This is a genomic window from Candidatus Paracaedibacteraceae bacterium, from assembly GCA_019636055.1.
Taxonomy (GTDB): Bacteria; Pseudomonadota; Alphaproteobacteria; order Paracaedibacterales; family Paracaedibacteraceae; genus Paracaedibacter.
In genome coordinates this window covers 1-12,938 of record JAHBYH010000003.1, presented here as the reverse complement: position 1 = coordinate 12,938, position 12,938 = coordinate 1, and the positions used below count along the sequence as shown (strand labels likewise).

6 protein-coding genes are annotated in these 12,938 nt (G+C 39.6%); 2 read left to right on the top strand and 4 right to left on the bottom strand.

Going from position 1 to position 12,938, the window contains the following annotated elements:
- Window positions 1-35: 35 nt before the first annotated feature.
- Both KF820_05710 and KF820_05705 read right to left on the bottom strand, forming a co-directional pair.
- Window positions 36-1,298 (bottom strand): hypothetical protein, encoded by a 1,263-nt coding sequence (locus tag KF820_05710; GenBank protein ID MBX3457840.1) that lies wholly within the window; start codon window positions 1,296-1,298, stop codon window positions 36-38.
- Window positions 1,291-2,307 carry an aminoglycoside phosphotransferase family protein gene (locus KF820_05705; GenBank protein ID MBX3457839.1) on the bottom strand — a complete coding sequence of 339 codons (1,017 nt, stop codon included), beginning with the start codon at window positions 2,305-2,307 and terminating at the stop codon, window positions 1,291-1,293. The genes KF820_05710 and KF820_05705 overlap by 8 nt, the downstream gene beginning before the upstream one ends.
- A gap of 128 nt (window positions 2,308-2,435) precedes the next feature.
- Here KF820_05705 and KF820_05700 point away from each other — a divergent pair, with 128 nt between their 5' ends.
- Complete coding sequence (locus KF820_05700) at window positions 2,436-3,308, top strand: hypothetical protein (GenBank protein ID MBX3457838.1); 873 nt, start codon at window positions 2,436-2,438, stop codon at window positions 3,306-3,308.
- Between the two features lie 23 nt (window positions 3,309-3,331).
- Here KF820_05700 and KF820_05695 read toward each other — a convergent pair whose 3' ends face one another.
- Entirely contained in the window at window positions 3,332-10,945 is a 7,614-nt protein-coding gene (locus KF820_05695; protein MBX3457837.1) for an SDR family NAD(P)-dependent oxidoreductase, read from the bottom strand.
- A 292-nt stretch (window positions 10,946-11,237) separates the two neighbouring features.
- Here KF820_05695 and KF820_05690 point away from each other — a divergent pair, with 292 nt between their 5' ends.
- The gene (locus KF820_05690; GenBank protein MBX3457836.1) at window positions 11,238-11,984 is read left to right on the top strand and encodes a 4'-phosphopantetheinyl transferase superfamily protein; all 747 of its coding nucleotides are present in this window, start codon (window positions 11,238-11,240) and stop codon (window positions 11,982-11,984) included.
- A 79-nt stretch (window positions 11,985-12,063) separates the two neighbouring features.
- On the opposite strand, the gene KF820_05685 is transcribed toward KF820_05690, so the two are convergent.
- Window positions 12,064-12,762 carry a thioesterase gene (locus KF820_05685; protein MBX3457835.1) on the bottom strand — a complete coding sequence of 233 codons (699 nt, stop codon included), beginning with the start codon at window positions 12,760-12,762 and terminating at the stop codon, window positions 12,064-12,066.
- Between the last annotated feature and the right edge of the window lie 176 nt (window positions 12,763-12,938).

Sequence of the window (12,938 nt, the reverse complement as noted above, 5' to 3'; positions counted from 1 at the left end):
ATTGACTGTCAATGCTAATCAATAAGTCTAAGGTATTAAAAGGCTTTTCTATGTTTTAGGACAGCGAGCATAATAAACGAACTGCTTCCTATTAAGGTAAAGAAAAAGAAGAAAGCTTTTTCTAGTCCGAAATCTGTTGTAAAGTGCGAAGCTAAATTCTTCAAAATGGGTGTTGAGAGAAAACCGGTCATTAAAGTTATCAGTATAATTGTCAAAGAGCTTAGAATATTTCGTACCATGAATACTTTTGTAAGTTTATTCTGATTTATATTATCTTGGAAGAAGTGCTGGGCGGATGCAAAACAATAAGAAGAGCAAAATCCCCCAATAAAAAATATTAATCCAAGTAAAATAAAACTAATGTTTATCCATCCTAATACGATCACAGACAAAGCAGTCAAATACGCAAAGTTATAATTAGAATGAAAAACCTTGTTTAATTGATTTTTGTTAAAGAAAATCCCGTTGCCTAATACCCCGCCAAAGCCCGATAGAGACAAGAGAATACCAACATCAATGTTACTAAATGAAAGTTTTAAGAAGGGTATTGCTGAAACATTAACTATATTGAGCCAAATAAAAGAGAGAGTAAAAAGAAAGTAATAAAAGAGATAATCAATCTTTGATGTAATCACTTCCTTAACATTATATTCTGCTAGAGAGCGAGTGGATGGAAAAACGTCGCAGGTTTTACTGGTGTAGGTGAAAAATATTAAGGGCAGGATAAATAAAACCTGTACCAAGAGAAGCTGTTGAAATGTTAGGAAACTTAGAAAGCATCCTGTTATAATCGGCGATAGAAAATAGCCGATATAATTAGCTTGTCTATTAAGACTTATGGCAATTTTCTTTTGTATGGATTTTGTGAAAAGCGAACACAGTCGATCAAACATAACATTTTCAACGTTTGAAAAGATCAAAATTAAACATAGAGTCGCAACTGAAGAATGCAAATAGCTTTTAAGAGAGGTAGAGATGTATGCTAAAAGTAATATACCAAAAATCATCAATACACTGGTCAAGATTAGTGTCGTTTTAATCCGCAGGAAACGAAGAAGGGGAATGAGACACCATAGAATGACAAGAGCCGGTAAATAGCCGTATATGCTAATCATTATTAAAAACTCAAGTGATTTAGTATCTTCAAAAAAGTAAATAATTGCGCTTAAGAGAATAATTTTTCCAGAAAGTATAAATATCAGGTGACCAAGGAGTAAAGGAAAGTAGCTCCCAGATACTTTGGAATAAAAACTTATTCTGCGGGAAATGTACTCTAAAACGCTCGTTGAGTTAGCCATATTTGAGTTCCTCAAAACTATTCGTCAAAGCAGCCAATTTATACCAAGCATCTTTTGCTGCCTCATAGTTCTGACCTTCAAAACATTTTGACATCCAAAATAATTGTCTTAGAACAGAAATTAAAATATCGTTCTCTTGGATTTTTAAAGATACCCCACTAAACGCTTCATAACATCTAATTAATTTCTTATATAACCGTGTATCAATATCGTAATTATCCTGCTTCTTTACCATAGAAAAGCTTGCAACAGTTTCAACTACGTCTATCGTCCTAGGAAATAAATAAACAGCTTCCCAATCAATTAAAGAGAATATTTCCTCAGACATCCATAAGATATTCTTTGGTTTAATATCATTATGGGCAAAGACAATGTCATCCCCCGATAACTGATCAATAAAAAAGTCTTTGAGATTTAATGATGCAAATTTGTTATTTAAAATCTCAAGTGTTTCCTTATCCTTAAAAAGAAGACTAGCTTGAGACAAGCCATTCATAATCTTATTCTTGTTTTCAAGAGGGCGTACGAGATTGAGGCCATATATTTTTTTTTGTTCTAAGAAGATAGGATCAATACTATCAACAGGAATTTTATGTATTTTGGATAATAACTCTATGACTTGTAATTTTTGCTTTTCATTCAGGTCATTTACATCATACTCTTGGCCTTCGACAAAATCGTAGAGAGAAAAACATATTCCGTCTTCTTCGAAAACAGTTTTTCCAAAAACTGTTTTCATGCCAGGTGATCGGGTTAGATCCCTTACATTATTAATGAGCTGATTTTGGTACTCTAGATGGTTCAAAATTTGTTGCACAGACAAAACATAAGCTGCACAAAGATAAGAAAGATTATGAGTTTTTAGAATAACTTTACTTCCGTCTTCAGTGATAAGTAAAAATGTAGCGCTGTGATAAGTTTTAGCTAAAGACTTTATTGAGATGGGCTCAGAGCCACAACATTCCTTTAAAATAGGCTTTGTTACATTTAATAATGCTTGATCATCCATTAATTTTCTCGGTTAAGTGAATACCTATCCTTTATATATTGTGGCAAAAAATAGATAAAAAATGCTTAACAGAAGCAAGGCGTTGTTAAAGAAATCTTTAGGATTATGCGTCATATTGAAATCAGAGTATGGCTAAAATAATTGTTAAGCCACCTCATGGGGTAAAAGGAATGGAGCAAAAAATAATTATTATGGCTGCCATGCCTGGGCTAAAACAAGAGATTGCTTTAAAGAAATTAGAAGCAATCGGGTATAGCATTATCAAGAACTGCAGTACTCAGGAGCTATTTTTACAATTAGGCCACCCTTCAGCTGACCACTTGGTTATTAGCCTTACGCTTAATAGAGAGCTGATCAATATTAGAGAGAAGTTTGTTGAGCAAAAAATAAATTTTACTCGTAGCAGCAACAATCTAACATTTCTATGTCTTATTGATGATTTGTACGAGCTATTGGGGGAAGGGCTAAGTAATTCTGAAAAGGATCTCAATCAGCTAAAGGAACAATTTGCTCTAATAAGTTATTTGCGCCAGTATGCAACGATCGCGATCGAGACAACTACACTTTCGGCAGAGATTCTTGAGAGTATGATAGAGCATTATTTCGATGTAACCGGAGAAAAGCTGCCGTTAGTCAGATTGATATCTTTTTCTTATCGAATGGGAATTCCTAAAGAAGCTAACCTTGTCTTTGATGGGCGTTTCTTACCAAATCCCCATTACGACAGAACATGCTCAGCATTAACTGGAAAAGATTTAGAAGTTCAAGAATTTATTGAACGTGATCCCAATTGGCAAGATTATTCTATCAGTATGAAATCGCTTATTAAGATGACTCTTTTTAATTTCAAAAAGGTGGATTTAGGAAAATTCATAACTATTGCTTGTGGTTGTACTGGTGGACAACATCGATCAGTTTTTATGGTCGAGCACGTGGGGGCGTGGCTTAAAGAATTAAATTTCAATACACGTATTGATCACCGAGATATGCCACGCAACTAAAATGCAATAAGGACCAAAATCATTTAGACCTCTTGCAATATTTCTATAAACTTACCCAGTATTTGGGTAGCTTGATCGTCGCTGTATTTATCTAGCCTATATTTCAACGTAATATGAATCTTGTTATGAGGATATAACCGCACTTTAAAGGACAGGTGACGGGAATCAATGCCCCAAAGATGAGTCGAGTCACTTGAAACTTGAATTGGTGTGATTGTCTTGTCATGGATAGTGATACTCGTCTGATCAAATCTCTGAAAATCATAAGAAATTGGCGGGATATTTATATCAAACAATCGTAAAACTGATATAGGTACTTGTTTGTTGTCAGGGATATCTAATAATTGTTGTTGGATAACTTTTGCTATTTGAATAAGCGGTTGTTGCAGCACGTCTTGACAACGCACAATTAATTCACAGGATGTATCGCCAATCACATTGCTCCACTCACCACTATTCCTCCCAGCAGACAAGACCATTATCGAAGTATCCGCTTGGTGCGTAAAATGATATATCGTTTTATGAATAGCCGCGAGAAATAAGTTGCTGAGGGTTAAATGGTGATCTTTTGCTAGTATATAAAGTTTATCAATAATACTCTGTTCTAGATCAAAACTTAATTTGCTTCCAGAAATAGCTTTGTTCGTTTGTTTAGAGGGCTGCTTAAAAAGATCAACGTATTGAAAGCCCTTTAGATTATTTTCCCAGTAATCCTTTAAGGAACCTGTTAGATAAGGACAAATGTTATCCAATGTCCATTGGATATAATTAGAGTATTGATAATAGTCGCTAACATTCTTTCTCAAAGGATTTTGATATTCTTCAAAAATTTCCGAAAGTAAAAGAATAGGTGTTGTGCCATCTGAGATTAAGTGATGGATATTCATGAGGAGAACATAATGATCTGGACCTTTGTTAATCAATAAAAATTTGATTAGAGGACCTTTTTCAAGATTAAATGATGAGTTGAAGAATGTGTTATATATCTCCTCTAAATTATCAGAAAGGGCGTCTAACGTTTCCAATGAAAAGTTTATTTTTGACGGAATAATCTGGATAGGTTGATCTTCGAGAGTAACAAAAGTTGCTCTTAATATGTCATGGCGGTTTAGAATAACTTCTATAGCATTGCTTAAAGAATTAATCTTGATTGCTGTTGGAAGGTTCAGTGCTAAAGGGATAGTATAAGCCAGATGGTTTTGTTGCGATTTTAAATAAGACCATATTTCAAGTTGTTGCGGAGATAAAGGAATGCAAAATGATGTATTATTATTTTGTGTGGGTGTTTCATCTGCTCTTTTATTGGAATTCTCTATAACAAGGGTTGCAATTCCATAAATGGATGCAACGTCTGATAATTTTTTGTTGCTAATTAAGTTTAGATCACTACCCAAATAATTATTTATTTTATTCGTAAGTTGAATTGTCATTAATGAATCCATACCCAATTCAAATAAGTTTTGGTCTAATCGTATTTCTTGGTGAAACGGCAATTTTAAGATCTCTCGAACAAAATCTGTCAAGAGAGGTGCCAAGTAATTTAGTTTATCTTCGTTGGTATAGCGAGGGTTTTGTAACAATTGGTCCCTATCAGCCAACTGTTCATGCCCCCCTAAATTAGGGCTTAGGATTTGAAGGAGAGCGGGCATTGCTTGGCCAAGATTAAGGGTTGACCAATTGATGTCAGCGACCATGTATTGAGATAACGAAGTGTTCAGACAATGCGAGAGCGCATTAAGCGAATGCTTGATCGAAAGCCGTTGGATACCGGGATCGAACTTTTGCACGGTATTGGCCATTCCTACATCAGCCCAAGGACCCCAGTTAATACTTAAGACAGGTAAATCATGGGTGTGTCGATAATAGGCTAATGAATCAAGATACGCATTGGCTGCGGCATAATTACTTTGACCTAAGGATCCCACCATACTTGCAACAGACGAGAAGAGTATAAAGAAGTCCAGAGGCAGGTTAGCGCTCAATTCATGTAAATGCCACGCTCCCATTGCCTTGCCTGACAAGACTTTTTCGAACACAGACCATTCTTGATTCATCAACAATCGATCGTCTAGCACGCCTGCTGCATGAATAATACCTTTGATGGGGGGGGTGACTGTTCCATGTTCAGAAAGCACAGAAGCTAAAGCATCTCGATCGGCCACATCGACAGTTCTTGTCGTGATCGTAACACCCTGTGATTGCCAATCAGCAATCTTAGCTGTCGCTTGATCATGAGGGGAGCGACGACCGAGCAAGGTTAGATGTTTTGCCCCTTTGCTGATTAGCCATCCGGCAACTTCTAATCCTAGAGCACCCAAGCCCCCGGTAATGACATAGCTTGCCTTAGAATCAATAACTAAAGGTTTTCCGCCCACGGTATCTTTAACCCGATCTAAGCGCGGCACATAACGGATCCCCTCGCGATAGGCTACTTCTCCTTCGCCGTCACGGCGTTCTAGTTCGTTTAAGACAATCCCGGCTTGTTGCGTTATGTCTTGTGTTCCGTCTAGATCTAAGCGGGAGCAGTGTAAGTCCGGATGTTCCAGGGCAATCACTTTACTCATCCCTAACAGGAGCGCTGCGGCAAGATTCGTCATTTTTCCAATCGGTTGTGCGTCGGCTGTTAAGACCCAAAGAACAGGTTCTTGATTCTCTTGTACCAAAGATTGAACAAGGTGTAATAATCCGGCCGTTTGATGCTTCAGATCTGATAGTGTCGTCGTTGCTTGATCCAGACCTAAACCATAAATAACCCCGGACAGCGGTTCTTCCTTGACGAGATCAGAAATTGCCGACAAGACCGACTCTTTGCTATCCAATACATCTTCGTTAAGGGTAAGGCATGATATTCCCTTTGCCTTGAGGAGAGACCCGACTTCTTGCATTAAAGGATGATCGCCAATCAGTAACCAACGTCTGCTCAACGCTTCTCTTGTCGCACTTGAGTTTAGCTCGTGGGGGAGCCATTGCAGCCCATAGAACCAGTCAGGATCGACATAATTATCCTGATGACGGCGTGCTTCATCCAGAACAGGCGCCCAATACCGTTGCCGGTCAAAGGCGTAGGTTGGCAGATCTAATTTGCGCCGATGATAGGGAGCATCAATACCTGCCCAGTCTATTTCAACGCCAGCAATGTACAAATTAGAGAGACTCTCCGTCAACATTTGCCAGTCCGACTCTTTCTCTGATAATGAGGCTACCCATATGGTGTGGTTGTCACCTGGCACACAGAGTTGCCCCAAGGTAGTCAAGACAGGGGACGGTCCTGCTTCAATAAAGGCCGTACATCCTTCAGCTTCTAATGTTTGAATGCTGGCTTCAAACTGAACCGCTTGACGCAGATGGTTAACCCAGTAATCTGCGGTCGGGGCTTCGAACATGACGGTACCTGTCACATTCGAGACTAAACCGAGTTGTGGTGCCTTATACGCAATAGCTGCGGCTATGGTTTTAAACGCCTCGAGAACTGGATCCATCAACGAAGAGTGGAAGGCATGTGACACTTCCAGTTGTTGAGCTTTCAGTTTTTTACTCTTGGCGAGTGTCACGACCTTATGGATCTCGTCCAAGGTCCCGGAAATCACCCGTTGCTTTGGACCATTAACAGCGGCTAAGTCAATGTTAGCATTTGACTCTTGAATGAGTGCCGTTAAGGTTTCTTCATCAACCTGAAGTGCTGCCATCCCGCCGCCAGCCGGCAAGGATTGCATTAGGCGGCCACGGGCAGCAATTAATTTTAGACCATCTCTTAGTGACATCACGCCCGCTATAACCGCAGCCACATATTCCCCAACACTATGCCCCATGACATATGTGGGTTGGATGCCCCAACTTTGCCACATTTTAAACAGGGCGTATTCAAGAGCAAAAAGACACGGTTGAGTGTATTGAGTTTGATGAATTGCTTCCTTATCTTCCCATAACACATTGAGCAGAGGTTTATCCAAATGTTCTATGAGAAGATTAGCGCATTCATCTAAAGCGTCTTTAAAGACGGGACTTGTTTCATACAACGCTTTGCCCATCCCCACATACTGGGATCCTTGACCGGTGAATAAAAATGCGACCTTATGATTATTCAGAGCTGTTCCTTGAATAAAGTCTCTGGTCTTGAGTTTATTGACTATGTCTTCAACTGTCTGTCCGATGACAGCAACACGGTGGCCAAAGTGAGCCCGTCCGGTGTTGGCAGTATAACAAACATCCCCAATATCAAACTCAGGATGAGTGAACAGATATGCCTGATAGGACTCCGTCAGCGCTTTAAGAGACGCTTCTGATTTTGCAGACAGCGTTAAGATATGATCATGGCGATCGATCTCATTGATTGTTTTAGGGGATTGTGGAGCCTCTTCTAAGATTACATGGGCATTCGTGCCTGTAAAGCCAAACGAGCTGACGGCAGCTCGACGCGGTTTGTCTCCACGTTGCCAAGGAATCAGGCCCGTTGCAACTTGAGCCGGGATACGATCTAACTCAATTAAAGGATTCACTGTTTGGAAATGAAGGTTGCCCGGAATCTTTTCGTTTTGCAAGGATAAAACCACTTTAATGAGACCGGCCATACCGGCTGCGGCTTCTAGGTGGCCAATATTACTCTTAACGGATCCCAAGATCAGGGGTTTCTGTCTGCCACCGCCATAGACTTCTGCAATAGAATGGACTTCAATCGGATCACCCAACGGCGTCCCCGTACCATGGGCTTCGATGTAGTCGATATCCGTTCCCTTTAAGTTACTTTTTTGGAGAGCTTCTGTAAATACCTCGACTTGAGCGCGACCATTGGGTGCCGTAAAGCCATTGCTGGCGCCATCCTGATTGACAGCTGTGCCCTTAATCACGGCTAAAATACGATCGCCATCCCGTTCAGCATCTGCAAGGCGCTTGAGAATCAACACACCACATCCTTCTGAGCGAACATAGCCATTGGCATTCACATCAAAAGTCTGACATCGCCCTGTTGGAGAGAGCATCCCCGCTTTACTCAAAGCAACCGTTAAGTCCGGTGCTAAAACAAGATTAACAGCGCCGGCTATGGCCAAATCACATTCTCCATCCCGTAGGTCATCACAAGCATGATACAGAGCTACCAGAGAAGATGAACAGGCGGTATCAATGGTCAAGGCTTCACCACGCGTTCCCAGCACATAAGCCAACCTTCCGGCATCCGCGCTCAGCGCTGTTCCTGTCCCAAGATAGGCATTAAGGCTTTCATTTGTTTTTTGTTGGAGTAACAAGTTTGAATAATCGGAGGTCGACGCCCCAATGAGAATTGCTGTATGGCTTTCCTTCAACTGCTGCGGATTAATCCCCGCATTTTCCAAGGCTTTCCACGTTGTCTCGAGCAGAAGGCGTTGTTGCGGGTCCATCATCTCAGCTTCACGAGGACTGATACCAAAGAAGGCCGCATCAAAAAGATCGACATCATCAATAAAACCACCCCAACGGGTATTCATCTTTCCGGGTATTGTAGGATCGGGATCATAATAGGCATCAAGATCAAAGCGTTCGGAGGGAATGTCTCTGATCCCGTCTCGACCATCTTGAAGAAGGTCCCAAAACTCCCGCAGACCCACCCCACCAGGTAAACGACAACCCATCCCTATTATTGCTATCGGTTCGTTAGAGAACATATTCCGGGCATGACAAGGAGTCTGATCTGCCCTACCCCCAGATAGAAAATCGCTGAACTGGTCAATGCTTGGATAGTCCCAAACAATAACAGGATTGATATTTATTTGTAGTATCTCTTCAAGAGATACACACATATTAACAACCCTAAGAGAGTCAAATCCTAATTCAACCCACTGTTCATCTCCCCGTATTCTTTGGTCTCCGACGACAAGACCTTGCTCCTTGATCCAATCAACTATTACCTGTTTAATTTCTGTGTTGGTTTTTGGTTGAGGGTCTGATTCTGCGACAACTTTCCCCTGAGAATCTTCAAACAATACGTCAAATTCTTGATTGAGTACCATTTGCCTTGCTTGACGACGTTGTACTTTTCCGCTGGTGGTCTTTGGCAATGCACGAGAGGGGATTAAAACAACCCTTTCTATGGTTAGTTCTAAACTTGAGGCAACAGCCATTCGGATACTTCTAACAATTTCAAGATAAGTCTCAGCACCTTTATCTTGAATCGCAGCGACTAAACAAACCGATTTTTCGTTCGTTGGATCCAAAGTAAATGCAGCACATCCAGATGATTTAATAAGCGGATGGCTCATTTCAGCGATCAATTCAATATCTTGGGGATAATAATTGCGACCTTGAATAATGATGAGATCTTTAAGACGTCCTGTAACATACAGCTCACCATCCTTCATGAAACCAAGATCGCCTGTTCGCAAGAAGTTTCCCTGAGTCGCTTCAACAGTTGCTTTAAATATTTCCTCGGTGACGTCTAGTCGCTGCCAATAACCTTCGGCAACGCTTTGTCCTTGAATCCAAATCTCACCGATTTGATCCTCAGCTAAAATTTTTCCTGTATTATGATCTACAATTATTGTAGTCATGTATGGGCGTCCTGAACTGACGCAAGTATAAGAGTCTTGGTATTTCTTTGGCGGAAGAACATCCCCTTCTTGCAACCCACTCGCTGAAATATCTCTTAAAACAGGGCCTTTACCAAGGTCAGCCCCACTGACAAACAAAGTTGTCTCGGCCATTCCATAACAAGGGAAGAAGGATTCATATCGAAAACCACATTCTTTAAACATATTATAGAATTTCTGTAATGTTTCCGCATGAATTGGTTCTGCACCATTGAAAGCACATTTCCAACTTGAGAGATCTAAAGAAGCTAATTGCTCAGGTTTTATTCGTTCACAACAATAGTTATAAGCAAAATTAGGGCCACCACTGATAGTCCCTTTATAGTCACTTATGGCCTTGAGCCACTTAATGGGATGCATCATAAAGGTTAAAGGGGCCATTAGAACACTAGGAACCCCTGAATAGAAAGGACTTAAAATTCCCCCAATAAGTCCCATGTCATGGTAAGGCGGCAACCAACTGACAAACACTGCGTTATCATGATATAGCCCCAAACCTTGCCGTAGTAATCTTAAATTATCTAAAATATTATTATGAGTAATGACCACGCCCTTAGGAACCCCTGTCGAGCCAGAGGTATATTGCAGAAAAGCAATATCTTGTGGCTTTATTTCCGCCAGAGACGCGCTTGAAGTTGTTGCAGCGAGATCTTCAAACACTAACCACTGTTTAGCTTCGGGAAGTGAGTAATTAGTTACTTTCTCTTTTAATTTCTCTGGAATAATTAATAGATCCGTTCCTGCGTTTGCCATAATACCGGCCAATTTATCCGTTAATTTTTGATTGGTTGGCGGGTAATTTAAAATAGGAATTATACCTGCATATATGCATCCCAGAAAAGACTGTATAAGCTCTAATCCAGGATGGAAAATCAGAATAACTCGATCCCCTTTACGTGCATAAGAAAGCAAGTTAGATGCTATCTTCTTTACACTGTCAGAGAGCTCTTGGTAGGTAATAGAATTTTCTTGATTTTCTGAAGATATGAAATGATATGCGATAGATGTAGGTTTTTGGTTAGCATGATAATCAAGTACTTCATTCAACGTCTGCAATGTTTCCAAAGTTTTGATTTTCATTACACTCACCAATATCTGTTTTTGAATAAAAGTTACCCTTTCAAAACTAATGCTAAACACTTAAAGATTAATTAATTTCATACACCCTTTTTTCGCCTATTTAATGCTCATCCTATATCCCATCTCTGCACCTAACCATTTAAATATCTTGAGATATACGCTTGCTAATCATCCCCTTCAGTACAGCTTATTAAATAAGACCGTTAAAGCTAAAATTGGTGGAGAATAAATCTTTTGTTAAATACTTTTGGTTAACAATAAACTGTGAAAAAACAAATAAAAGAGAATAAGAATGAAACATAATTCTTCTTTCCTACAGTCTACTCAACCCATTATTATTGAGAAAAATTGTGTTCATGTTTGGCACATTCCCCTCGATGCTGAATTTGATTTAACGTCGACACAAAAAGCCGTTTTAAGCCCTAGGGAAATTCAAACTGCAGAAAAGTTTAGGGATATTAAACATCAAAGGGACTATATCTATAGTCATATTGCTCTGCGGCATATTCTGAGCGCGTATCTTGATTGCTCTCCCCATCAAATTCCCTTGACCTTTAATAAATACAATAAGCCTTATCTTAAGCCAAATGATAACCCATGCGGAGTAGAATTTAACTTTAGTAAAACTCACGGCCTTGCCATATGCGCTTTGACTAGGGAACACCGTGTTGGCATTGATGTCGAATGTATTCGACCTATAAAAAATCAGGATAGTATTGCTAAACAAATCTTAAGCTTAAAGGAACAAGAAAATTATTTTTCAAGCTCTCTTTCAGAACGACAAAAATTATTTTTCCAATATTGGACATTAAAGGAATCTTTTATTAAAGCTATTGGTGTAGGTTTTAGTTTTGATATAGACAAAGTTACGTTTTCCCTCGATGATATCTCCCGTCCATCCATATATATCCAACCATTTCCAGAGGAATCTTCTTTGTGGTCATCAGATTTTTTTTCTGTTGGGGATAACCACTATGCAGCACTATCAACAAAGCAAGCCATTAAAGAAATAGATCACTTTGTTTGGAACGCAGAATGAAATTTACCCGACTTGCACCGTCACAGCTGAAGTATCAATTAATTAATGGTACTTTACGGGTGAAAATCATTATCCAAGATCAAAACTCGACCGTATTAGTGATTACCTGTAGTATCGCACGGATAGATATAGGATTTGTTATGCAGTTAATATGGTTCCCCTGAATAGCAATAACATTTTGAGGATATTGAGAATAACACATCCAAGGAAGCGTTTCCTCTAAAGTAACAGAATGATCATGCTCCGCAAGAAAGGCACCTAAAGGGCAGGATAATGGTAACTGAGTTGTAGGATGATACTGTTCTGAAATACCAATATCTGCCCGCAACGGCGGTATAAATATTTCTCTAAGGTTTTTATTTAAAAAAAGTTCGTCAGGAATACCCCCGTATCTATCGTTTAATGCTTTTAAAAAAGTGTCATCATCCAAGTTATGAATGGGGGGAAACCGACTTGAAATATGGGGAGCACGGCGACCTGAAACGAGCAAAAGCTTTAAATCTTTACCTTCATTAAGCAATCGCCTTGCAATATCAAAAGCGATCAGTGCCCCCAGACTGTGACCAAACAGTACTAATGGCCCAAGAAACTCATCTTTATATGTGTTATAAAGATCATCAACAAGTTCCTCATGGTTATTCAGTAAGGCTTCATGACTACGCATGCCATGGCCTGGACAATCAATACAAACTAATGCCCAATCAGAAGGAAGGTATGGGCGCCACTGGGCATAAACTATTCCACTAGCGCCACTATAGGGAAAACAAACGAGTTTCATGATATAGATATCTTCCAATGTTACAACATAGGGTCTTAACCCATGTTAAAGAATTCTCAGGTCATTATATAATAGATCGTGATTAATTTTTGGTGTACTTCGCCAACCAAAGACGTTTAATTTAATGCTCTATCCAAATTACACGTTAGCACACTCACTATAGTCAAAACAAAATG

Coding starts and splice junctions, on each gene's coding strand:
- KF820_05705 (MBX3457839.1), bottom strand. CDS start 2,307: ATGGATGATCAAGCATTATTAAATGTAACAAAGCCTATTTTAAAGGAA.
- KF820_05685 (MBX3457835.1), bottom strand. CDS start 12,762: ATGAAACTCGTTTGTTTTCCCTATAGTGGCGCTAGTGGAATAGTTTAT.
- KF820_05695 (MBX3457837.1), bottom strand. CDS start 10,945: ATGAAAATCAAAACTTTGGAAACATTGCAGACGTTGAATGAAGTACTT.
- KF820_05710 (MBX3457840.1), bottom strand. CDS start 1,298: ATGGCTAACTCAACGAGCGTTTTAGAGTACATTTCCCGCAGAATAAGT.
- KF820_05690 (MBX3457836.1), top strand. CDS start 11,238: ATGAAACATAATTCTTCTTTCCTACAGTCTACTCAACCCATTATTATT.
- KF820_05700 (MBX3457838.1), top strand. CDS start 2,436: ATGGCTAAAATAATTGTTAAGCCACCTCATGGGGTAAAAGGAATGGAG.